The 25,403-nt window shown below is 60.8% G+C and carries 14 protein-coding genes; 10 read left to right on the forward strand and 4 right to left on the reverse strand.

The genetic code is table 11. The annotated features are described in order from the left end of the window. Positions 1-80: 80 nt before the first annotated feature. Positions 81-2,270, forward strand: a complete 2,190-nt coding sequence (locus L4G42_RS01530; protein WP_237254079.1) for a mechanosensitive ion channel domain-containing protein — start codon at positions 81-83, stop codon at positions 2,268-2,270. 6 nt (positions 2,271-2,276) lie between these two features. On the opposite strand, the gene L4G42_RS01535 is transcribed toward L4G42_RS01530, so the two are convergent. Further along, positions 2,277-2,996, reverse strand: coding sequence for a UTRA domain-containing protein (locus tag L4G42_RS01535; protein ID WP_237254078.1), 720 nt, complete (start codon positions 2,994-2,996; stop codon positions 2,277-2,279). Between the two features lie 360 nt (positions 2,997-3,356). On the opposite strand from L4G42_RS01535, the gene L4G42_RS01540 reads away from it, so the two are divergent. The 9 genes from L4G42_RS01540 to L4G42_RS01580 all read left to right on the forward strand — a co-directional run bounded on the left by L4G42_RS01540 (position 3,357) and on the right by L4G42_RS01580 (position 18,075). Then, positions 3,357-4,424, forward strand: coding sequence for an ABC transporter substrate-binding protein (locus L4G42_RS01540; RefSeq protein WP_237260458.1), 1,068 nt, complete (start codon positions 3,357-3,359; stop codon positions 4,422-4,424). A 138-nt stretch (positions 4,425-4,562) separates the two neighbouring features. Then, complete coding sequence (locus tag L4G42_RS01545) at positions 4,563-5,369, forward strand: alkaline phosphatase family protein (protein ID WP_237254076.1); 807 nt, start codon at positions 4,563-4,565, stop codon at positions 5,367-5,369. Next, a complete protein-coding gene (locus tag L4G42_RS01550) occupies positions 5,366-6,208 on the forward strand; it encodes an ABC transporter permease (protein ID WP_237254075.1) in 843 nt (280 codons plus the stop codon). The genes L4G42_RS01545 and L4G42_RS01550 overlap by 4 nt, the downstream gene beginning before the upstream one ends. Further along, positions 6,195-6,992, forward strand: a complete 798-nt coding sequence (locus L4G42_RS01555) for an ABC transporter permease (RefSeq protein WP_065986852.1) — start codon at positions 6,195-6,197, stop codon at positions 6,990-6,992. The genes L4G42_RS01550 and L4G42_RS01555 overlap by 14 nt, the downstream gene beginning before the upstream one ends. A 1-nt stretch (position 6,993) precedes the next feature. Beyond that, positions 6,994-7,983 (forward strand): ABC transporter ATP-binding protein, encoded by a 990-nt coding sequence (locus L4G42_RS01560; RefSeq protein WP_237254074.1) that lies wholly within the window; start codon positions 6,994-6,996, stop codon positions 7,981-7,983. Between the two features lie 142 nt (positions 7,984-8,125). After that, positions 8,126-8,779, forward strand: a complete 654-nt coding sequence (locus L4G42_RS01565; RefSeq protein ID WP_237254073.1) for an HAD family hydrolase — start codon at positions 8,126-8,128, stop codon at positions 8,777-8,779. Between the two features lie 179 nt (positions 8,780-8,958). Continuing rightward, the gene (locus tag L4G42_RS01570; RefSeq protein ID WP_237260460.1) at positions 8,959-11,871 is read left to right on the forward strand and encodes a hypothetical protein; all 2,913 of its coding nucleotides are present in this window, start codon (positions 8,959-8,961) and stop codon (positions 11,869-11,871) included. A gap of 68 nt (positions 11,872-11,939) precedes the next feature. Next, a complete protein-coding gene (locus L4G42_RS01575; protein WP_237260462.1) occupies positions 11,940-13,001 on the forward strand; it encodes an RCC1 domain-containing protein in 1,062 nt (353 codons plus the stop codon). A 571-nt stretch (positions 13,002-13,572) separates the two neighbouring features. Next, positions 13,573-18,075, forward strand: coding sequence for a hypothetical protein (locus tag L4G42_RS01580; RefSeq protein ID WP_237259129.1), 4,503 nt, complete (start codon positions 13,573-13,575; stop codon positions 18,073-18,075). 44 nt (positions 18,076-18,119) lie between these two features. On the opposite strand, the gene L4G42_RS01585 is transcribed toward L4G42_RS01580, so the two are convergent. The 3 genes from L4G42_RS01585 to L4G42_RS01595 form a co-directional block, all read right to left on the reverse strand. After that, positions 18,120-21,572 (reverse strand): autotransporter outer membrane beta-barrel domain-containing protein, encoded by a 3,453-nt coding sequence (locus tag L4G42_RS01585; RefSeq protein WP_237254070.1) that lies wholly within the window; start codon positions 21,570-21,572, stop codon positions 18,120-18,122. Between the two features lie 266 nt (positions 21,573-21,838). Continuing rightward, positions 21,839-23,854, reverse strand: coding sequence for a hypothetical protein (locus L4G42_RS01590; protein WP_237259131.1), 2,016 nt, complete (start codon positions 23,852-23,854; stop codon positions 21,839-21,841). A 59-nt stretch (positions 23,855-23,913) separates the two neighbouring features. Next, positions 23,914-25,200 (reverse strand): hypothetical protein, encoded by a 1,287-nt coding sequence (locus L4G42_RS01595; RefSeq protein ID WP_237254068.1) that lies wholly within the window; start codon positions 25,198-25,200, stop codon positions 23,914-23,916. Positions 25,201-25,403: the final 203 nt, after the last annotated feature.

The following is a 25,403-nucleotide window of genomic DNA, read 5'->3' on the forward strand; positions in this document are numbered from 1 at the left end:
CTCACCCGCCTCTGCTTGACCCGGCACGGCTCCCAAACCGCGCCACCCCAAGCGCCTGTCTATTCGAGGTTTGTTTCCAGGTGATCGCTCCCACCCGCCTTTCCGTTCTGCCCCGCCTGTTTCTGCTTTGCCTGCTGGCGCTGTTCCCGTTTGCGTTGACGCACGCTGCCGGCCTGCCGAGTCTGCTCAGTGGCGGCGACAAGACGCAGCCTCAGGCTCAGGAGCCATTGGGGCAGTCGCTGGACGAGGTGATCACGTCGCTGGAAAACGACCAGCAGCGCAGCAAATTGCTCGATGACCTGAAAAAACTGCGGGACGCCACCAAGAAAGCGCAGCCGACCGTGGAGCAAGGTGTACTGGGCCTGATCGGCAGTTCGTTCGCCGAGCTGGAAAAGCAGTTCACCGGTGCGGACAGCCCGCTCAGCCGCTGGGCGGACGAGACGGCGCTGGCGCAGGACGAGCTGATGGCCCTGATGCTGCCCGCCAACCAGTGGTGGCCGATCATCTGGGGGTTTGCGGTGGTGCTGGCGATATGGGGCCTGCTCGCGGCGGCGTTGATCTGGCTGGGCCACAAGGTGCGCTTGCGCTTCGGCCTTTCCGCCGAGCTTCCGCAGCACCCGCGCCTGTCCGACATGCTGCGCTTCGCACTACGCAAGCTGGGCCCGTGGCTGGTGGCGCTGGTCATCACGATTTACCTGAGTTACTCGCTGCCACCGTCGCTGGGCCGGGATCTGGCGATGGTGCTCGCTTACGCGCTGGTGGTCGGCACGCTGTTCTCGGCGGTCTGTGTCATCGCGTTTTCCCTGCTGGACGGTCCGCACCGGCACCAGGCGTTGTACATCCTGCGCCATCAGGCGTTTCGCCCACTGTGGTGGATCGGCAGCTTTGCCGCGTTCGGCGAGGCGTTGAGCGACCCGCGTCTGGTCGCCAGCCTCGGCGTGCACCTTGCGCATACCGCTGCAACACTGGCCAATGTCATGGCCGCGCTGTCCACCGGGCTGTTCATCATCCGCTTCCGTCGCCCGATCGCGCATCTGATCCGCAACCAGGCGCTTTCGCGTCGCCTCAAACGCCGCGCCCTGAGCGACAGCATCGAGGTGCTCGGCACGTTCTGGTACCTGCCGGCGCTGGTGCTGGTGGGCGTTTCCCTGTTCGCCACGTTCTTTTCTGCAGGCGACACCAGCACCGCATTGCGTCAGGCCCTGATCTGCACCGTGCTGCTGGTGTTGTGCATGGTCATCAACGGCCTGGTGCGGCGTCACTCGCTCAAACCAAGCCATGCTCACAAGCGCCATGCACTGTATTCGGACCGCCTGAAAAACTTCTTCTACACAGTCGCGCACTTGCTTATCTGGCTGGTGTTCATCGAGCTGGGCCTGCGGGTCTGGGGCTTGTCGTTGATTCGCTTCGCCGAGGGCGACGGCCACGACATCAGCGTCAGGCTCATCGGCCTTGCCGCCACGCTGATGTTTGCCTGGCTGATCTGGATTCTCGCGGACACAGCCATTCACCACGCGCTCACCCGCTCGCGCAAAGGCCTGGCCAATACCCGCGCGCAGACGATGATGCCGCTGATCCGCAACGTGCTGTTCGTGACCATTTTCATCATCGCGTTGATCGTCGCGCTGGCGAACATGGGCATGAACGTGACGCCGCTGCTGGCCGGTGCCGGTGTGATCGGTCTGGCCATCGGTTTCGGCGCGCAGTCACTGGTGGCGGATCTGATCACCGGGCTGTTCATCATCATCGAAGACTCGCTGGCCATCGACGATTACGTGGACGTCGGCGGGCACCTGGGCACCGTGGAAGGGCTGACCATTCGCACCGTTCGCCTGCGCGACATCGACGGCATCGTCCACACCATTCCGTTCAGCGAGATCAAGAGCATCCAGAATTACTCGCGGGAGTTCGGTTACGCGATCTTCCGCATCGCAATTCCGGCGAGCATGAACATCGACGACGCGCTGAAGATGGTCCGCGACGTCGGCCAGAAGATGCGCTCCGACCCGCTGCAACGGCGCAACATCTGGTCGCCGCTGGAGATTCAGGGGGTGGAAAGTTTTGACTCGGGCAACGCCATTCTGCGCGCGCGTTTCAAGACCGCACCGATCAAGCAATGGGAAGTGTCGCGGGCGTTCAACCTGTCGCTCAAGCGCTATCTGGACGAAGCGGGCATGGACCTGGCGACACCGCGCCTGAACGTGCAGGTCAGCACCAGTGGCGGGCGCGTGAACAAAGTACGCGAGAAGAAGGACGATGCGTCGGTGTAAGCCGGCCTAGATATCCGCCACCACCGCGCTCACGTGAATCGCGTCATGGCGCCAGTATTCCAGGTCGCAGTCGATCAGCCTCCCGCGCTGGTCGTGGTTGACCCGGGCGATGCGCAGGCCCGGGCTGCCGATGGAGACTTTCAGCGCCCCTGCCGCTTCCGCCGGTAACGCCGTGGGCACCATCTCGAAACGCACCTGGCCGTAGCGAATGTCGTAGTGGCTGGCGTAGAGCTCGGTCAGCGACTGGTTCAGGTCCATGTCGAGAATCTGCGGAAAGTAATCGGGGTTGAGGTAATGCTCGACGTAGAGCACCAGCCGTTCATCAATGCGGCGGGCGCGGCAGATCTGGATCACGCTGGACAGCGCCGGCAATTGCAGCAGCCCGCAAATAACGGCCGACGCAGGTTGCAGCCGTGCGGAAATCACTTGGGTCGCGGGCACTCGGCCCTGAGCCTGAACCATCGCGTGAAAGTGGCTGCGGCGCATCAGGTCGTAGGCCAGACGCGGCGGGGAAATGAACCAGCCACGGCGCTCCTCCCGGTAGATCAGACCTTGGGCCTCGAGTTGCACCAGCGCCTCGCGCAAGGTAATGCGCGTGGTATCGAAGACCTCGCTCAACTTGCGTTCAGCCGGCAATTTGCTGCCCGGTGGCAACAGACCGTGTTCGATCTGCTCTTGCAGCGCGTTGCAAATGGTCGTCACCGCTCGGGGCATTTCTTCGCGCATTGCGTTACCTATCTGGACTAGACCAGCGCTATTTAAGGGCAGTGTCGCTCGCTGAATGGCCCGTTTCAGTGCTCCAGAGCCTAGGCAGCGTAGATGACCGTTGCGTGACATTCCAGCCTGGGCCCGCTGCAACGCAGTTGCTCGGCAAGTCTTCCGGCCCTTTCAGATCAAGCGGTTGAGCATGGTCTACGCTCATTTCACAGCGATCCCTGGGGCCGTGGTGTCTTCCAGTAAGAGTCGGTCCAGACACGAAAGCGTCATGTAACTGGCCTAACTTGGCTCAGGTATTGCTGACCTAGACCAATCATCCGCAACGAACACTTCTATGAGTCCGTCGAGAAGTGCACAAAGGAGCTTCGAATGAAACACCTTTTGCTGGCATCACTCCTGGGTTCGGCCATCGCGCTGAGCACATCGGCCATGGCCGCCGACACCGACCTCAAAACACTTGAAGCCGCCGCCAAGGCTGAAGGCGCGGTCAACAGCGTGGGCATGCCCGATGACTGGGCAAACTGGAAAGGCACCTGGACCGACCTGACCGCCAAGTACGGTCTGGTGCACATGGACACCGACATGAGCTCGGCTCAGGAAGTGGCCAAGTTCGATGCGGAAAAAGACAACGCCAGCGCCGACATCGGCGACGTGGGTGCAGCGTTCGGCCCGATCGCCACCGCCAAGGGCGTGACCCAACCTTACAAACCGAGCACTTGGGCGCAAGTGCCGGACTGGGCCAAGGACAAGGAAGGTCACTGGGCGCTGGCCTACACCGGCACCATCGCTTTTATCGTCAACAAAAAGCTGCTGCACGGCTCGGACGTACCGACCAAATGGGCTGACCTGAAAAACGGCAAGTACAAGGTCACCATCGGTGATGTCAGCACGGCGGCCCAGGCTGCCAACGGCGTGCTCGCCGCTGCGACCTCCATGAAAGGCGATGAAACCAACCTCGCCCCGGGCCTGCAACTGTTCACCGAACTGGCCAAGCAGAAGCGCCTGGGCATCAACAACCCGTCGATCCAGTCGATGGAAAAAGGCGAAGTGGAAGTGGGCGTGGTCTGGGACTTCAACGGCCTGAGCTACAAGGCCAAGATGACCAATCCTGACGACTACGTTGTGCTGATCCCGTCCGACGGCTCGGTGATCTCGGGCTACACCACGATCATCAACAAGTACGCCAAGCACCCGAACGCCGCCAAGCTGGCCCGTGAATACATCTTCAGCGACGCCGGTCAGATCAACCTGGCCAAAGGCAACGCGCGCCCGATCCGTGCCGAGCACCTGACGCTGCCGCCAGACGTGCAAGCCAAGCTGCTGCCCAACGAGCAGTACAAGAACGTGACCCCGATCAAAGACCCGGCAGCGTGGGAAAAAACCTCGAAAGCCCTGCCACAGCAGTGGAACGAGCAAGTCATCGTCGAGATGCAGTAACCCCCCCTGCACTTCAACGTGTAGGAGCGCGCTTGCCCGCGATTGCGGACTGTCAGAATCATCTTCGTTGCAGACGTTATGCAATCGCGGGCAAGCGCGCTCCTACAGGGTTGGGGACAGTCACCCTCCGGAGATGCCATGAAACACAACGTCATCCTCATCCTGCTGGACGGCCTGAGTTACAGCGTCGCGCAACATGCGATGGGGCATTTGCTGGCCTACCGAAACGCAGGCCGCGCGGCGTTGTATCAGCTGGAATGCGAACTGCCGTCGCTGTCACGCCCGTTGTACGAGTGCATTCTGACCGGCGTTGCGCCCATCAACAGTGGCATCGTGCACAACCAGGTTTCCCGGCTTTCCAACCAGCGCAGCGTGTTCCACTACGCCACCGACGCCGGGCTGACCACCGCCGCTGCCGCGTACCACTGGGTCAGCGAGCTGTACAACCGCAGCCCGTTCGTTGCCGCACGCGACCGCCACACCGACGACGCCGAATTGCCGATTCAGCACGGGCATTTCTACTACGTCGATCACTACCCCGATTCACACCTGTTCGACGACGCCGAGCATCTTCGAACTGCCCACGGGCCACATTTCCTCTTCGTTCACCCGATGAACATCGATGACGCCGGCCACAAGCATGGCCTCGACACCCCGCAATACCGCAACAGCGCACGCTCCGCCGACATCATCCTCGCCGAGTATCTGCAGCGCTGGCTCGATGCGGGGTATCAAGTGCTGGTGACCGCTGACCACGGCATGAACAACGACCGCTCGCACAACGGCGTACTGCCGGAAGAACGCGAAGTCCCGCTGTTCGTGCTCGGTGACGCCTTCAGCCTCGACCCCCATGCGCAACCGAAACAGACCGAGATCTGCGGCACCGTCTGCGAACTGCTCGGCGTGCCCCACGACAAACCTGTGTGCAGAGAGGTGCTCAAGTGAATTCACAAAGCCGCGGCAAATGGCTGGGGCTGTTGTGCCTCGTGCCGTTTGCGGTTTTCTTCATCGCGTTTCAGATCGCGCCGCTGGCCTGGGTGGCAATCAACAGCCTGCAATCGGACGCCGGCTGGGGCATCGACAACTTCATCAAGGCGTTCAACTCGCGCTTCTACCGCCAGGCGATGCAGTACAGCCTGGAGGTCAGTTTCTGGTCGAGCCTGATCGGCATCATCATCGCGATCCTCGGCAGCTACTCCCTGCGCAAAGTGCCGTCGAGGCTGAGGGATTTCGTCAGCGCCTTCGCCAACATGACCAGCAACTTTTCCGGGGTCCCGCTGGCGTTTGCCTTCATCATCCTGCTCGGTTTCAACGGCGCGCTGACGCTGATTCTCAAGCAGGCCGGGATCATCGATGACTTCAACCTGTACTCGAAAACCGGCCTGATCATTCTCTACACCTACTTCCAGATCCCCCTGGGCGTGCTGCTGCTCTACCCGGCCTTCGATGCGCTGCGCGAAGACTGGCGCGAGTCGGCGTCGCTGCTGGGGGCCAGCGGCTGGGATTTCTGGCGACACATCGGGATTCCGGTGCTGACACCTGCGCTGCTCGGCACCTTCGTGATTCTGCTGGCCAACGCGCTGGGTGCTTACGCCACGGTTTACGCGCTGACCACTGGCAATTTCAACGTGCTGCCGATCCGCATCGCGGCGATGGTCGCCGGCGACATCACGCTGGACCCGAACATGGCCAGCGCCCTGGCGATGATTCTGGTGGGGATGATGACGCTGGTAACGGTCGTGCATCAGTGGCTGTTGAAGAGGAGCTACCATGTCTCGCGCTGAACGCCGCCCGCCGGGGCTTTACCACCGCGTCGTGGTGTACCTGCTGTTTCTGATTCTGCTCGCGCCGTTGCTCGGCACGTTTGTTTATTCGATCGCCACCAGTTGGTCGGCCACGATTTTGCCCGACGGCCTGACCTACAAATGGTACGTCGCACTGTGGAGCGATCCGCGTTTTCTCCGCGCGTTCGGCCAGTCGCTGTTGGTGTGCGTCGGCGCGCTGGCGCTGTCGGTGGTGCTGATTCTGCCGCTGCTGTTCGTCGTGCATTACCACTTCCCCAAGCTCGACGCGCTGATGAACATCCTCATCCTGCTGCCCTTCGCGGTGCCGCCGGTGGTGTCGTCGGTGGGCCTGTTGCAGCTCTACGGCTCGGGGCCGCTGGCGATGGTCGGTACGCCGTGGATTCTGATCGGCTGCTACTTCACCGTGGCACTGCCGTTCATGTACCGGGCGATCACCAACAACCTGCAGGCGATCAATCTGGTTGACCTGATGGACGCGGCCCAACTACTCGGCGCCAATACCTTTCAAGCCGCGTTTCTGGTGGTGCTGCCGAACCTGCGCAAGGGCCTGATGATCGCCCTGCTGCTGTCGTTCTCGTTCCTGTTCGGCGAGTTCGTGTTCGCCAATCTGCTGGTCGGCACCCGCTACGAGACCTTGCAGGTGTACCTCAACAACATGCGCAACAGCAGCGGCCACTTCAACAGCGCGCTGGTGATTTCCTACTTCTTTTTCGTACTGCTGCTGACGTGGGCGGCCAACCGACTGAACAAGGACAAAGACTGATATGAGCTTCGTCAGTGTCGAAAACCTGCAGAAGAATTACGGCAGCACGGCGGTCTTCAGCGACATCAATTGCGAAATCCGCAAGGGCGAATTCGTCACCCTGCTTGGCCCGTCCGGTTGCGGCAAGTCCACCCTGCTGCGCTGCATCGCCGGGCTAACCTCGGTGACCAGCGGCCGGATCTTCCTCGACGGCAAGGACCTGGTGCCGGTGTCGCCGCAGAAGCGCGGCATCGGCATGGTGTTCCAGAGCTACGCGCTGTTCCCCAACATGAACGTGGAGCAGAACGTCGCCTTCGGCCTGCGCATGCAGAAAGTCAGCACGGATGAAATGAAGCAGCGGGTGGCGGAGGCGCTCAAGCTGGTGGAGCTGAACGAGTTCGCCACGCGGTACCCGCATCAGCTCTCGGGCGGGCAATGTCAGCGCGTCGCACTGGCGCGATCGCTGGTGACCCGCCCTCGCCTGCTGCTGCTTGACGAGCCGCTGTCGGCCCTCGATGCGCGCATCCGCAAGCACCTGCGTGAGCAGATCCGCGCGATTCAGCAGGAGCTGGGCCTGACGACGATTTTCGTGACCCACGATCAGGAAGAAGCGCTGACCATGTCCGACCGGATTTTCCTGATGAATCAGGGTCGGATCGTGCAGAGCGGCGACGCCGAAACCCTGTACACCGCACCGGTCGACGCATTCGCCGCCGGCTTCATCGGCAACTACAACCTGCTGGAGGCGGACGCCGCCAGCCGCCTGATGCAGCGCCCGATCAACAGCCGCGTGGCGATTCGCCCGGAGGCCATTCAATTGAGCCTGACCGGTTCGCTGGAAGGCGAAGTGCGCAGCCACAGCCTGTTGGGCAACGTGATCCGCTATCGCGTCGAGGCCCGGGGCGTGGAACTGGTGGTCGACGTGCTCAACCGTTCGGCCAGCGACTTGCACCCGAAAGGCCAGCGCGTCACCCTGCACATCGAAGCGTCGGCGCTGTGTGAAGTCGCATGAATTTGACGCCAACCCTGTAGGAGCGCGCTTGCCCGCGAATGCGGTGGGTCTGCACCTTAGATGCCGCTTGATCCAACGCATTCGCGGGCAAGCGCGCTCCTACATGGGGACTGCGTAAGTACCAAAAAAGAGGACAGCTTTAATGGCTTTAGCGATTTTCGATCTGGACGAAACCCTGATCCACGGTGACTGTTCAAGCCTGTGGAGCGAGCAGATGGGGCGGCTGGGCTGGGTCGATCCCGAGTGGTTCATGAAGAAAGACCATGAACTGATGGACGCCTACGGCAAGGGCGAACTGGCCATGGAAGATTACATGGCGTTCAGCCTGGACCCGATGGTCGGGCGCACGCCGCAGGAAGTGGATTTTCTGGTGGGGCCCTGGGTTGAGGATTACATCGAGCCGATCATTTTCAGTGACGCCACCAAGGCCATCGCCGAGCACCGCGCGGCCGGTGATCGCATTCTGATCATCTCGGCGTCGGGCGTGCACCTGGTCAAGCCCATTGCCGAGCGCATCGGCGTTGATGAGGTGCTGGCTATCGATCTGGAGCTTGCCCATGGCGTTTACACCGGCAAGACCACCGGCGTGCTCACCTACCGCGAAGGCAAGATCACCCGCTTGATGGCGTGGCTGGATCAGGAAGGCGAGAACCTTGAGGGTGCGAGTTTCTATTCGGACTCACGCAATGATCTGCCGCTGCTGCAGAAGGTGGACTTCCCCCATGCGGTGAACCCTGACCCGGTGCTGCGCGAGGCGGCACAAGCGGCTGGCTGGCCCATTCACAGCTGGAAATAGCCCCTGCGCAGCGGCGAAACAGACGTCTGTTTAAAGACGACTTGTTGACGCGCGAGGCCATGCTCCACCTCAGGTTAAAGCCGACCAAAGGCGGCAAAACCTGTCATTTGTGACAGTAGCCAAACACCCCGATCCGGCGCTCAATGACTCCTGGAACCCATCGACAGGAGTCAACCGCCATGGCCTCATCATCGCAAGACCCGTCCCTCACTTCCATCACTCCCAACTCGCTGATCGAACTGGAAATCCCCGGTGCCGTGGGCCCTCTCCCCGAGCCACCGGCTGGACCCGGCGAGACGTTATGGGGCATCAACCACGGCGCCGCCCTGGATAACTTCCCGCAAAATGGCCTGCAGCTGTACATTCCGGCGTGGTCGGCCATGGGTCAGGCCGACAGCGTGGCCGTGTTGCTCGACGGCTCGCCGGTCACGACAGAGCTCATTGGCGATGCGGAGGTCGGCCAGCGGGTGACGGCCTTTGTCACAGCAGCGAGGCTCACTCAGGGTAATCACACGCTCCAGTACCGCGTGACGCGGCTGGGCCAGACTGCCGAGCTGTCCGCTGAAACCCACGTACTGGTCAAACTCGATCGTCCCGGCGGACAGGATCAGAACGGCGACACCCCCGGCCATTCGGCGCTCAAGTTGAACCTGCCTCAGGCCATTATCAACGACGGCGTGGATGCCGCTGCCGCCAAGAATGGCGTGCCGGTCACCATTGAGGCCTATCCTGACATGGCCGAAGGGGACGACATCAAGCTCTCCTGGGGCGGGGAATTTGTGCACCACAAGGTGACCGCTGGGGAAGTGGACCAACCGGTCGAGATCATGGTCAATGAGGCAGTGATTCTTGCCGGGGGAGACTCAGGCGCAAACGGCCTGGCCGTGACCTTTGAGGTCTATGACGTGGTGATTAACCAGTCCGAAGACTGGGCCGCCGAGACCCGTATTGTGGTTGAGACCGGCAACTCGCGGCTGGGCTCACCGATCGTCAAGGAAGCACTCAGCAACGTTCTGGACCTGGACACGCTGGCGGGCAGCCCGGTGACAGTGCAGATCGTAGCGGCCACGACTCGCGAGATGCTGGAGCAACTCAGTCAGTCGTTAACGCCGGAACAGGCTGCACGATTGCAAGCGTCGATGGGCAAAGAGACGTTCTCAAGCCTTGGCGCGCTCAAGGCCGACTTCGTCCTGGGCGACAGGATCGTGGTGAAGTTGACGGGCACTACAGCTGCAGGCGATCCGGTCAACCATGAAGCGCCGGAGATTACGATCGACAGCCTGCCGCATGTTTTCGAGGCGGAAATCCCTAACGCCGTCGTTCGGCCACTGGCTAAAACCCAGGCGGTTTTCTCCTATCGCTTGATCCATGCCGACGACACCGAGTCGAAGTCCAGAGGGGCATTCATCAGTGTGGTCGGTGAAGCCGTGCGCATGGCCGCGCCAGTTGCGCTTGATGCACAGCAAGGCGCAATTGATCCGAACCTCGCCAGTACGACCGTGCAGATCCCGTGGGATGACAGTATGGCGGCGGGGGATCAACTCATCCTGAAATGGATCGGCACCCGGCCTGACCTCACCATCTACGACCCGGAACTGAACCCGCATAACATCACCACCCGGGAGGCCACCGCCAAGGCCCCGATCAATTTCACCGTACCGGGCACGCACCTCAAAGCCATCGAGGGCGGCACACTCGGGTTGTATTTCATATTGGCCAAAGACGTAGACGGCACGATCGTCAACCGCGAATCCGCCCGCGCCACGCCGCTGCAAGTGGGCGAGGCCCGTGCCGAGCTGCCAGCCCCAGTAGTTGCAGGGGTGGTGAATGAGGCGATAGATCCCGCCTACGGCGCAACAACCCTGACCGTGCCGCCTTATCCTGACATGGCCATAGGCGATGACGTGCATTACCTGTGGCGTGGCAGCGTCAGCGGCGATGTGGAGGACTCGCTGAAGATCACCTCATTCACCCTGAACAAACCTGTGGTGTTCGAACTGTATCCAGAAGACATTTCGGCCAACGACGGCGGCACTGTTCAGGCATCGTACTGGGTGATTCGTGTGGGCGGACGCCAAAGTTATTCCGATGTGCTGGCGTTCAGCGTCGGCGCCGCAGAGCAGCCGGTTTTGGTCGCTCCCTCTGTGCCAGGCAGTGAGGACGGCATCCTTGCGCTCGAGGAAATCTCCTCCGGAGCCCAGATCGTCGTCCCGCACTGGCAGGGCATGGAATCGGGTGACGTCGTCACGATTCACTGGAATGACGATAAGGGCACACCGCCCTACACAGCCAACAAAAACATCACGGGCGCTGCGGTTGGGAAAGATGTGAGCTTTCCTGTGACGCTCGCAGAGGTACGCAAAAGCGTGGATGGCAACGTCACGGTGAGTTACACCGTGATCTTCATGCAAGGCGACATAAAACCCTCACTGCCCCTGACGTTCAGCGTGCAAGACGCCGCTGCTCTGCCGTTGCCTGCGCCGACCATCGTCGAAGCGGTCGGCTCCACGCTGGACCCCAACACCGTGATCAACGGCGCTCACGTGACGATTGGCGTCGGCGCGCAACTCAAGCAAGGTGATGAGGTCACTCTCCTATGGGAAGGCCAGCCGGGGGCGGGCAGCGTATCGCCGGTCAAGACGGCCACCGCTGCGGGCGAGATGACATTCGACATTGCCTATGCAACGGTTGCGGCCAACGACGGATACAGCGTGACCCTGAATTACACGGTGAAGCGAGCGGGTGGGGCCACTGAAGGCCCGTCACCCGACGCTGTCTATGACGTCAAGACGGACATCGGCGCAGGCCAGCTGCACGTCATGGGCGCGCGGGTCAATCGCGCCAATTACCGGCCGTCATCGACACCGCGGCGTATCAGTGCCTTCAACGCCACGACCGGCGCTGCGCTCTCGGCACAATGGCAATACGAAGGCGATGGCGCGAGCTGGACTCAGGGCACCAGCTTTCGTGACACACACCCGGAGCTGGTGTTACGAGTTCGCACCAGCGATGACATGGCAGCCCTTAACCCGGCAACGTTATCGGCAGCGGTGATAACATCACCAATCAAGGCGCCCTGGTTGCCCATCTAGACACCGGCGAAGTGGTCGGCTGGGGCTACCGAGGTAATGGAGCATCCATTCCTCCATCGATCATCACCATGAACGACATCGTCGAAGTCAGCTGCACGGTTACAGCTTACGCCGCTCGACGTCAGAACGGTTATGTCGTGGTCTGGGGCAATGCGGCCGAGGGCGGCAGTCTTGCCGTACCTGCGCCCGGCACTTCCGCAGCGGACTTTACTCACATCGCAAGCACCTACTACGCATTTGCCGGGATAAAAACAACCGGAAACCTGGTCGCGTGGGGCCAAGCTGCTTCGGGCGGGACAGTACCTGCGGAGATTTCCGCACTGACCGACATCTCGCAAATCTTCGGGTCTTCCTTCGCATTCGCCGCTCTCCGGAGCAATGGTCAGGTCGTCGCGTGGGGAGGGAGCGGGGGCAATGTGCCTGCGGCAATTGCGACCCTGACCGACATCGTCGAGATCTCCGGTGACAACACAGGCTTCGCTGCCCTGCGCGGCAATGGCAGCGTCGTAAGCTGGGGTAGTATTGTGCCTGCCAACATTGCCATGTTGAACGATATTGCCGAACTGGGATGCACTACAGCACTCTCGTTTTCACTGCTCAGGAAAAACGGGCAAGTGATGACGTGGGGTGCCCCGGATTATGGTGGCGTTGTGCCTGACGCCATCGCGGCGATGACTGATATCATTGAGGTCAGTAGCACGTACCAAGCATTCGCGGCCCGCCGCGGCAATGGCCACGTGGTCGCGTGGGGGCCTTCCAGTTTTAGCGGGACCGTTCCTCAGGCCATCGCCGCGCTTGACGATATCGTTCAAGTCGTCGGGAACTTCAGAGCTTTCGCTGCCCTGCGTCGCGACGGGACAGTGGTTGCCTGGGGCGATGCGTCCTGCGGCGGCTACACCTACCCCGTGGCTACCGAGCTGCACGATGTGCAGGCGGTCTATGCCAATAGCCAATGCTTTGTGGCGCTCACGTCCGACGGCAGGGTGGTGACATGGGGAAATGCATACGCCGGTGGCGATAGCAGCAGCGTACAAAGCCTTATCCGCGGGCAACTGTCCTATAAGGCAACATCGGCGTCGAGAGGCCGGGCGCTGAGCGCCAGACGCACCCTCGAAAAAAAGGCACCGTAGCCGAGCAATAACAAACGGGAGCAAACCCGAGGTCGAGGAGGCGCAGGACGGTTTCCTCGACCCCGGGACCGATCCGGACGTCCCACCATCACTTCCACCTACAGCTCGTGGGCCACCCGCCGTTACTCGCTGACGGTGAGCGGTATCTGGGTGGCTCACCTTCTCACTGCCAATACCGGCTTCGCAGCCCTCACACTGGCGCAATTCAAGGCGTCGTCGACGCGCTACGTCGGCGACGTTCCGGTGATCAACAGCCCTGTGAGCATCCGATAAGCGGTGACCCAAACCGATCGCTTTTTGACCAGACCTGTCATTTCTGACAGTAGCCAGAATCCCCCGATACAGCGCCCAATAACGCTGGCATTCATCGACAGCAGTCAACCCACCAGGGCCACGTCGCCGAACGATTCTTCTCCAAACGACAGGGCGCCCAAAGCCCTTGGTAACCCGGAATACCCTGCAGCATGGTGGTTGCGTCGGTTCAAGTAGCCCACTCCGCAGCCATGACCTCCGACATGCAGCCGCGCACCTGGCAGTTGACTCAGGACACAACCCGACAAGGAAGCTCACCATGAAACGCTACTCACGCACGCTCTTCCCCCCACTGAACCGCGACTACTCAACGCTCGCGTTGCGTCCTGTGTTGATCGCCGGCCTGGTCACCCCCGTCGTAGGCGGCGACGGCGGCGTGAACATCAGCATGGTCGAAGACAACCTGAGCGGTTTGCTCACTGTCATCGACCCCTGGCTGCGCATGCAGGTGGGCGACCGTGTCGACATCTATTGGGACGGCCTGTCCGTGGGCGGGCGCGACGTCACTGACGCCGACATCGACAAACGCATGGCTTTCTATCTGCCAACTGAGCCGATCCAGCCCGACTGGGCTGAAAAGGTCTCCTACAGCCTGACCCGCGCCGGCTCGAACGTGCCGGAGGAATCCGCGCCGTTGCGCCTGCGGGTCAAGCTCGACCGGCCGGGAGGCAAGGATCGCGATCCGCATCAGCCTGGCCACTCGGAACTCGCGGCGCCGCAACTGCCGCAGGACGTTATCGACAACGGCGTCGATGCCCAGTGGGCCAAGGATGGCATCCCGGTGACTATCGCTGCGTACCCCGGCCGCGCGGCCCGCGACACCCTTGAGTTGCGCTGGGGCGTGGTGTCGATCATTCGGCCGATCACTGAAGAGGAGGCAGCGGGCACTTCAGCCGTCGTCATCACGGTTGACCAGGCCGTCATACTCGCGGCAGGCGATGCCGATGAGCTGCTTGTTCACTATCAGGTGTACGACGAGGTCGGGAATTTCTCCGAGCAATGGTCGTTGCAGACCTTCGTGGCGGTAGAGGCCGGCGCGTGGAAGCTGCCGCCACCGATCATTCAGGACGCTGTCAATGGCGAGATCGACCTGGGCACTCTGGGCAGCGCGAACGTCACGGTGAATATCCCTGTCACCGCAGACCCGTTCGAGCTCGGCGACACAGTGACCATGACCTGGCTCGGCACCACGGCGGCAGGCGCCCCGCTGACGTATAGCCAATCGGTCACCATCAGGAATATCCCGGCCATCTATGACACCACGGTGCCGAATGCACTCGTGCGCGAGATGATCAACGGGACCGCTCAGGCGTCTTATGTCCTGACCAAAGCCAACGGCGACCCGCCGCAGTCCTCGAAACGGGCAGCCGTGCGGATTACCGGAGTGGCACCGCTGCAGATCCCGCGCATTCTGGAACTGATCGGCGATGTACTCGACGCGCGTGAAGAACGCGCCCATGTAGAGATCCCGGTTTACGCCGGCATGGCCAATGGCGATCTGATTAATCTGGACTGGCTGGGCACCCGAAGTGATGGGACGCCCTATGTGTATGAAACCCAGCACATCGTGACGGCGAACGACGTAGGCAACGTCGTTTATATACCCGTGATGGGCGAACACATCGCCTTGCTTGAAAACGGCACACTCGACGTCAGCTATCGGGTCTCCAATGACGCCTGGCAGGTGTTTGATGTGCGGGTATCGGAGCACTTGCTCGTCAGAGTCGGCCAGCACGTGGCCGAACTGCCCGCGCCGATCATCGTTGAAGCACCGGATGGCGTGCTTGACCCCGAGGTGAACCCCGGTGATGTCACGCTACGGGTCAATTACCCCGGTACGGTCGCCGGCGATAAGCTGACCTGGTACTGGCTCGGTCATCCGCTGGAGGGCAGCGGCAGCGACTGGATCCCCATCACCACGGCCCTTGCCGGCAAACCGGTCGATTTCACCATCCCCCGTTCATTGGTCGAGCCCAACATCAACGATGAAGTGAGGGTGCTGTACACCCTGGAGCGCGGCGTCACCGGCACGTTTCAGTACTCGGCAACACTGGATCTGGTAATCGGCAAACTCATCGGCGAACTGCCCGCCCCTGCCGTGGTGCAGGCCAGCGCCGGGGTACTTGACCCCATGGATGCGCTGGCGGGCGCGACCGTACGGGTGAGCTACGCCAGCATGGAGGCACAAGACCTCGTCACGTTGGTCTGGCTGGGCAGCACGGGCATCGGCACGCCCGCTGATCAGGAAAAACCCGGCAGCGCCAACGGGCAAGTCGAGTTCACGGTGCCCGCCACCGTGATCGGCGCCAACATCGGGCGCGAGGTCAGCGTGTACTATCGCGTCAAACGCTACACCGCAGAAAAGCAGTCCGAGATGTTGCGCCTGCCAGTGCTGCCGTTCGGTGACCCCGACAAGGACCTGCCGCACCCCGTCATCACCCAGGCCAACAGCCAGACGATGACCCTTAACCTGGCAACCTTCACCGGCAACGGCACGGCAACCGTTGCCAAATGGCCCTTCAGCCTGGCGGGCCAGCGAGTCTGGCTGAGGCTTGAGGGGGAAACCAGTAGCGGCGGCGTCTACTCGATTACGCTGCTGGACGGTGCCCCGCTGACCAGCGGCCAGGCGAGTGCCGGCCTGTCTGAAAGCGCGTTGCGCACTGAACTGGAGAAGCTCGGGCAGGACACTCGCGTTGTGGTGATCTGCAACGTCGCCTTCGACGGCACGGCCAGCGAGAACGCTGCGGTCCAGTTTCCGCGTACGGTGTACACCTTCAAGCTGCATCACGACTGGGTCAATCCGCAAATCGTCAGTATCAAGGACAGCAAGGGTGAAGTGGCTGAAGGGGGCACCACGTTCGATACCACTTTGAGCATCAGCGGCACCTCCACCATTGAAGCCGAGCTGGAAATTCTGGATGGCGCGACGCGCCTCGACAGTGTGCGCGCCAATGCCAGCGGTGGGTGGAGCACGAGTCTGTCGGCGCTCACCCCGAAAACCTACAGCTTCACGGCGAAGGCCCTCGACGGCAGCGGCCTGATCTCGCCGCCTCGTCGCCTGGAAGTGCTGGCCAATGTGAGGCCTGTCATCAATCAGGTACTGGACTCCCGAGGCCCCGTCAGCAATGGCGGGACGACCGTGGATACCAGCGTTACGGTTTCCGGGCTGGGAAGCGCCGATCAGCAAGTCGAGCTATTTGACAGGGGCGTCTCAAAAGGCACCGCCCGAACAAATGGATCGGGCGCCTGGTCGCTCACGGTTACCGGGCTGGCCGTTGCGTCGCACCCGTTCACGGCGAAGGCCTTGTATGGCACGCAGCCTGAATCCGCTGTCTGGACGGTGATTATCGCCGCAACGGTCACACCGACCATCACCCATATCAAAGATACGCAAGACGTGGAGATCCCGCCTGACGGTTTCACCGTGGATACCAGCGTGGTGTTGACCGGTACCGCCAGCGCAGGACTTGAGGTGGAAGTCTTCGATGGCACGGTGTCCCAAAACACTGCTACGGCCAATCCAAGCGGGCAATGGACGCTGACCCTTACCGGCCTGAGCGTGGCGCGACATGACATGAAAGTCAGGGCCAACTACGGGAGTAATCCGGAATCGACCGTGCGTAAATTTACGGTGACCGCTGTGGTCACCCCGACCATCACCCGGGTTGAGGACCCGCAGGGCACTCTGGTAAGCAACGGTGGTTCGACCTATGCCAACGCCGTCACCGCGTCGGGCAAGGCCTCGATCGGTCAATCCGTGGAGGTGTTCGACGGTGCCTCGTCCAGAGGTACTGCCAGCATGAGCACCAGCGGCAACTGGTCACGGTCTGTCAGCGGCCTGTCGGTCGGCGCCCATAGCCTGACCGCAAAAGCGTTGTACGCGAGCAATCCGGTGTCGTCGGCATGGACGTTCAATGTTCAGGCTGCAACAGCGCCAACGTTAAGCGTGCGCGATACCAAGGGAGAGATCGCTCAAGGAGGCACCACCACCGAAACCACGGTGACGGCGTCGGGTACGGCAGTGGCGAACGCGCAGGTTGAGGTCTTCGACGGCGGCGCTTCCAGGGGGACGACGGCGGTAGGGGGTACGGGGAGCTGGAGCCTGTCGGTGAGCGTGGCACTGGGTTCCCACAGCATCAAAGCCGTGGGTAGATATGCCGACAATCCTTCGTCGGGTACTCGCAACTTCACCGTGGTATCACCGATACCGGATTTTGTGCTGGATTCGTCGCCCGTGTCGCTGAATGGCGCGCTTTGGGGGCTGGCAGGCTATCCAGGCCATGAACCTTTGAGCTGGCCGGCAGGCACTACTCTGGTCAGGATCCCCAGCAGCGGTGTGCCACCTTACGTTTACTCATCCAGCGATGACACAAAGGTACAAGTTAATAACAATGGCCGTATCAATTCGGTATCGAACGGCGTCGCAACTATCACTGTGCAGGATGGGCAAGGTCGCAGAGGCAGCTACAACGTGACAGTTTCAAATGTAACCATGGTTTATGGCTTGGGGAACGACACCTTTAAAGGGGCACAGAAAACCGCCGCATCACGTGGGCTCGGAATACCTTCCCTTGATGTGCTGAACAGTATTTGGAGTCAGTATGGAAATACGTTTCCCATGGGCGAAAAACCCTATTGGTCGAGTACCAGCGCCCCCGGGATTTTGATGAACTACACCAAAAACCTGGTAACAGGGGAACAAGGCTCCGCATCGATAAAGTATGAAAACTTTGGCAGTTACGCCAACATCGTAGCGATCTAGAGCCTCTACTCGCCCCGTCAACAAGACGGGGCGAGCCCTTTTCATTACCAGCTATACCGCAATCCCACATTCGCCCCGAACGGCTGTTCAATATGCTCGCCATTGGAGTAATCAAAATCAGCATGCACCTGCAGGCTGTCGGAAAACGCCACGGCAACACCCGCCCCCAACTCACCCCGCGAGCCGGACAAGTCGTTGTTGAACACGTTGTTGTTGACCTGGACTTCGTTGTTCTTCGCGAACTCATGCACGCCCGCCACCCGCACATACGGTTGCAACACTTTGCCGTCACTCATCGCGAAGTTGCGTCCCGCCGTCATCCCCACCTTGCCCAGCAGCGAACGGGTGCGATCGCCTTCGGCACGCATGTCGTTGTTCAGCTCGTAATCCTTGCCCTGAATCACCACGGCGGACAACTGGCTGTACGGTTCGATGAAATAGCCGTCGTTCAGCTTGATGTGCCGACCAAACTCCACCGAGCCACCTGCGCCTGAGTTGTCGTAATCGCCCTTGGCACGGGTGCCATCGCTGATGCTGACCTTCGAGTCGTTGCGGAAGCGGTTGAACTTCAACACACCGTCGAAATAGTACCCGCTGGCCTGATCCATCCAGGTGGTGTAAATCCCGGCGTAATAGCTGTTGACCGTGCCCGAGGTACCGCGGCTCAGGTCAAGGTCGGATTTACTGTGCCCGGCCAGCACACCCACCAGCCACTGCCCGTCGCCCACGGGCAACGGGGCATCGGCACCCAGCGACACGCCCTGCTGCGTCTGCTGATAACCGACACCCGATGCCTGATCGACGTTGTATTTGTTGCCATAGGTGCGCACCCAGCCGCCCGCCTTGCCGCCGTTGAAGCGCAACTCGCCCATACGACTGCGCAGCGACGTCAGCTCGCCGTACCAGACCGTCGGCGCGGTATTGAACAGCGCCAGCACAGAGCGCGTGCCAGGACTGATCGTCGCCGTGCCCGGGTCGAGAAACCAGTCGGTCCCGCCCGCGCCGTTGCTGGCCGACGCCAACTGATAGGAATAGGTCCCCACGTCCACCGCACGATCGCCCGCCAGCGAGAAGGTCGCGTTACCGCCCCCGGTCTGCACGACGGTCAAGGGCTGCGGTGAGGTGGGATCGACGCCGGAACCTGCGATCAGCAAGGTATGGCTGCCCGTTGCAGAACCGGTAACGTTGAGCAGGTCGTGCTCGTTGGTGAGGTAATCGGCATCCATGATGAAGGTGCCGTTGCCGGACAGCATGCCAACGTTGAGCTGATAGAACGCGTTGGTCGCGCCAAACCGCACCGTGCTGTCATTCATCGCAAGGGAGTTGAGGGTATTGGTGCCGACCATGTTCCAGGTGGAAGCCCCCGCAAGGGTGGCGCTGTCGACGTTGAACAGGTTACCGGTGAACACCGAGTTGTTGGTCAGCGAAACAAGCCCAGCGCTGGAGGTGATATTGCCGGACATCGAGCTGGCATCCAGGCTTACATTACCGCTGCTCACATCGCCTTTCAGCGTTGAGCCGCCCAGCAATCTCAGCACACCTGCGCCGCCAGTCGACGTGACATTGCCGACGATAGAACTGGCATCGAGGCTGACGTTGTCGCTGCTTACATTGCCTTCCAGCAAAGAACCCGCCGCCAGGGACACGACGCCTGCGTCACCGGTCGAGGTGACATTCCCCGCGACCGAACTGGCTTCAAGGCTGACGTTGTTGCTGTTCACGTTGCCTCTCACCACAGAGCGGCGAACCAGTTTGACGGCACCTGCTCCGTCCGCCGAAGTGACATCGCCGGTAATGGAGCTTGCGTCGAGACTGACGTTGTCGCCGATGACCTGGCCTTCCACCGTCGAACCTGCGACAAGCGATACCGCTCCGGCGTTGCTGGCTGAGGTGATATCACCCTTCACTGAACTGGCGTTCAGACTGACGTTGCCGCTGTTGATATTGCCTTCCAGTGCCGAACCGTCGGCCAGCGAGACGACGCCCGCACTGCTGAGCGAGGTGATGTCGCCCTTCATCGAGCTGTTATCCAGACTGACGTTATCGCTGCTGACATTACCTTCCAGTGCAGAACTACCGACGAGCGATACGAGGCCCGCACTGCCGAGCGAGGTGATGTCGCCGATCATCTGGCTGCCATTCAGGCTGACGTTGTCGCTGCTAACGTTACCTTGCAGTGCCGAACCGCCGACGAGCGATACGACGCCCGTGCTGCTGATCGAGGTAATGTCGCCCTTCATCGAGCTGTTATCCAGACTGACGTTGTCGCTGCTGACGTTACCTTCCAGTGCCGAACCGCCGGCCAGCGATACGATGCCCGCACTGCTGAGCGAGGTGATGTCGCCGATCATTGAACTGCCATTCAGACTGACGTTGTCGCTGCTGACATTACCTTCAAGTGCCGAACCGCCCACGAGCGACACAACGCCGGCGCTGCTGGCCGAGGTCACGTTCCCGGTAACGGAACTCGCATTCAGATTGACCGTATCAATCCCGGTGACATCACCTGTGAGCGCCGAGCCATTATTCAGCGCCAGGGTGCCGCTGCTGGTGGCGTCCGCCGTCACGTTACCGATCAACCGGCCCTGATCGACGGTCAGGTTGGCGACGCTGCCGTTGGAGATAGCGAAGTTACCGGTCACTTCGCTGTTCTGCAGCAGCACGTTCGCCGTTGCCGTGTTGGTCACTTCCAGCGCATTGCCGTTGCCACCGGTCAGGGTGGTGCCGTTGAGCAGGTTAAGCTCGGCGACCATCCCGCCGCCCTGACCATTGAGCAGGATCGCAGCGCCGTTGGTGCCTTCTATATGGGAGCCTTCGATATTGATCGTTCCCTGTCGCACGTTGGAAACGTCCACGCGGTAGGCAAGACCATTCAGCCCTCCCGTCACGGTGCTGTCGCGCAAAGAAATGTCCGAACCAAAGCCTCGGACCCCATAACTGTTCCCGTTAGTGCCGGTGATCACCACCCCGGTTGCGTCCAGACTGCTGCCAAAGGAAAGCGACGCGCCGCCAGTAGAACCGGTGATGGTGCCGCCGTTAATCAGGAACGAACTGCCCGGTCCGGTGGCGACTTGCGTGCCGAATAGCCCCAGACCGTTTGTACTGACAACGGTGGCATCAGTGAGGATCGCCGAGCCGTCCGCAAGTGTCAGAGCATTGGCATTGGCACTGCCGCTGGCGATAACGCTGGCACCGGTGATGTTGGCCACAGCACCTGCGGCACCCAGGTTGACACTGCCTGCCGAACTGCCTGTATTGAGATTGACGACGCTGCCTGCACCTCCACCGTTGATCGACAGCGTTTGCGCGCCGTTGTTAACGGTGAGGGTAGAACCGGTGGCCAGGGTCCATGATTCGGGAGTATCCCCCTGATTGACTGCGGCAGTTTCCCCGGGCACCAACGTGCGGGCCTGGGCCGCAGCGCTGATGCACAGCGCGAGGGACATAAGGGTTGAAGCGGTGATGTAACGAGAGGGTGTGAAAGGTGATCCTGCCATGACCTGCTCCTTGGGAATAAACGCCATTCCCGCAGAACCATCGAACCAGCGCCGCAGGATAAGGGCGCGAAGACTACAGCTTTCAAATCCATACCCGATGTAGGACGATTCCTAAACTTTTGAGCGTAGCTTCCTACAGTGCGCGACGTCTGCCGTTCATCGCCTGATTTTGCAGTCAGCCAGATTAAACACCGAGGCCGCTTGACGCGGCCCTGGTGCGTTAATCACCCGACTTGGCAAGATTCAGAGTTGACGCTGACCTGGACCTAACAGCCGCACCCTCCGGACCTGAGCCCAACTCGGGGATTCGGTGTGCATACCCCGGCCGCATCTTGCGCTGCGGCCCGGATCAGCACCTCGCCCTGCATCGGCGGCGTTGTATCAGACACATACTTCAATGTGACCGACCCGTTCCTGCCCACCGGAACTATGTAATCGGCAAATGGCCTCACAGTGAATTCAAAGCCGTTTGCCGCCTGGTCTGCCGTGATGAGTTTGTCGAACTCCTGCAGAGTGCCCGCCGGTGACTGACCCAGCTTGTCGGTGTAGCACTGCCATTCGAACGAGAGCGTTTCTCCACCTTTCAACAATGTATTGGGCGGAATGCGGACGTTGACCAGTTGATCCGGACCGATAAACGAGGTGCAGTTGAGAATGAGGGAACCGTCCGAAGCCACACCGGCGTCAGGAAACTCTGGCTCGGAAAGCTTGATTGGCAAGGCGGCGCTGACATCCACCAGAGTCGGCACACACGACTCGACGTTGCCAGTGCCGTCGGCCCGCCCTACGGTATAGAACACTGGCACTGCAATTCCGCTGGGCAGGTCCTTGATACGGTCCCACGGCACAGTGAACGTGTATGGATCGCCGGGTGTGCCCTGGACCGGACTGAAAGTACCTACATCGTTTTCTACTGCGGCCCAGTACAGAATCATCTCCTCGTCCGGGCCAATGGGGGCGTAGAGATCGACCGTCACCTCTACAGGCAAACCGGCATCGTCTTCATTGAGCACATCGTCCTCCGGATTGGCGCCGGTGCCTCGGACCTTGACCCTCGGAAGATTGACGTTGATCGGATCCGGCCGGTCCGGGTTCTCCGGTCCGGGGACAAAGAAGTCAACATCGATGGTCGCTGTATCTGAGGGAAAAGTCTTGTTGCCACGCTCGACGACGTAGCTGACGGTCGTCGGTAATACGCCGGTTGCTGCGCCGTAGGCGGGTGCCAACGTATTTTCATACCCAACATTCAACACAATCTTGTCAAGGACGTCCGAAACGACGTGCCTCACCTTGTGCGTGGCAGTGCCCCAGGTCAGCACGACCGTATCGCCCTCGAGCGCATTTTTGTAAGGCTCGATCTCGACCAGACTGGAAGTACCAAGCAGGACATCATCAAGGTTCAGAACGTTGTCACCCTTAATAATGGGCACGGTGGGTGCGGCCAGAACATCCGGCAGCGGTTCTATAAAAAGGCCGGCGGTCGCATTATTGGAGCCCCCCCCGAGATTGCCCACCTTGTCGACCAAGCGGTAGGAGACGTAGATGAGGCCATCCCGCAATCCGGCAAAAGCTGCGGACGGTATTTTGATCTGGCGGTTCCCATCCATCTCGCCCTCATAAATAGGGTTGGTTGGACTGGTGCCGGCGTTATGGACGTAGATCTGCAGCGAGTCGCCCAACCGCTGATCCTGATAAATCGGGATCTCAATGAGCACCCCCCCATTGGTAGTCAGGTATTCCTGCGTGATGCCATCACTGACGACGATGGGGTCTGAAAACGTCGGCGCTGTCGGCGACTGATTATTATTGGGCGGGGTCTTGTCGATAATGAAGGTCGCGGTATCAGAGTCGGTAGTGGTGCCAACATCAATGGTGACTTGATAGCGCAACTCAAAAGTGCCTTCGGTTGCAAAATTGGATTTGTTCAACGTCAGCGGCATTGGAAACTGAGACGGGTCCAGCGGGCCTGGAAGCGAAATTGCATTCTGGGCAGGCTGCCAGTTACCGGAGTTCAAGGGGCGCCATTGAAAAAGAAGCGTATCAATTTCGTTGTCCAAGGCACTGTTGTCCCACTTGGCGATGAGAATGGTCATGTCCTTTTCCTGATCTTCCCGAGGCACCAGGCCTGCGAAGTTCGTATCCCCGTTCCACCAGTCAGGCGGCACCGGGGCAGCGAGCGCCAACACGCCAGCCCGGGTTTTTTTATCCCTTTTCTGCTTGTTGACACTGCGCGCGAGCGCATTTGCAAGAATGTTAAGTGTTTTGGTTGATGTGCCGCTCATGCTGTTTCTCCTTGAGTTGACTCGCGCCCAGCTAGCCCGGCGCGTCCTTTGTTTCAGCGTTACTTCCCTCTACCGCCACGCCCGAATGCTTGAAACACGCGGGCGATAAAACGCCTGACTTTGCGACAAACGCTGCATCCATCACCCGACCTGCTGTCAGACAGCATGGCCAACGTCGTCGGCCCGCAGATCTCGCCGCTGGGCAACTTGCGATTGATCTTCACCAGCCCCTCCTCCGAGGCGCCCGACTGCCCGCTGACTTTCGTCAACCGGTAAGTGGCCAGCGCCGATCCTTCGAGGATGGGTTCGATGTGGGGAATGAAAGGCTCGACCAGAATGTCCAGATAACCGTCAGTCACGTTCTGCGCGCTGACCGTCCGGGTAAACACCCCTTCGGTGCCTGAAATCGGATCGCTGCCGTTGAACGTGCGATAACCCTGCCAGTACAGGGTGATCTGGTCCTGGTACTCGAACAGGTTGCGAACGAAAGAGATGCGCACCGCGATACCGTTCCAGGGTTCATCGTCGCAATTGATGTAGCCGTAGGTATCTGCCCCCGGGAACTCCGGCTCGGGCAAATCGCCCCCGGGCAATGGCTTGAGGGCGACGGTGGCAGGCGTTTCGCGGGAGAACGAGTCGGTCTCGTTGCCGGCCCGGTCTCGTACTTTGTACGTCGCGTAAAAATTGCCATCCCGATCCGGCGCACGCACGGCGCTACCGGGCAAAACGATGCGGATATCTTCTGCGTCGATCTGCGCCTGGGTCACCGTCACACTGGCTACAACCGATGTCGTTGGTGGGTTGTTCTGCGACCAGTAAAGGTCAACGGCATCGCCCTCTTGCGCATCCAGGTAAACCGGGATCGGAAGGCGCAGCTCTACCTGGTCCTCATGACTTTCCAAGTACGCTTCGTTGATCACCCCGCCTACCAGATCATTGGGTAACAACAAGGCCAGCAACTGCTTGTCGTAGCTGGGCGGGCGGGTGTCGATGGTGACGGTGCGCCGATCGGAAGGTGCAACCGCGCCAGCGTCGTTGGTGACCGTGTACCAGAGTTGGTATTGGCCATCCGGCTGCAGGAGGTTCTTGTCAACTGTCAGGGGAAAAGGGAACTGCGTCGGATCGACGGGACCTGTAAAGCTTTCGCTTGCCACGGGCCTGTCATCGCTCTCCCCGCTCCAGAACAAGTCCAGTCGGTCGAACTCTCCCGGTAAGGCCGGCAACGCCCAAAGCGGGACCAGTACCTCAAGCCCACTGATCTGGGTTCCCGTCGCCACAAGCCCGTCCGGATCGGCCGGATCAATGATCGCAGGCACCTCGGGCCGCGCCAGATTGACTCTGGGCACATCCGCTGTGCGCCACGTTGACGAATTGGTTTTCCGATCCCTGGCCATGCTGCTCTCACCTCGTCCGATGGAACGCTGCCAGCCGGCACCCACCGGCTTGGCAACGCAACAAGGCTTTATTGAGAACCGAATCACCTAGGTTGACTACTGTCAGAAATGACAGTTCCTGCCACCGCCGGTCAGCTAACGAAGCACGGCTATAG

The organism is Pseudomonas petrae, assembly GCF_021728295.1.
Taxonomy (GTDB): Bacteria; Pseudomonadota; Gammaproteobacteria; order Pseudomonadales; family Pseudomonadaceae; genus Aquipseudomonas; species Aquipseudomonas petrae.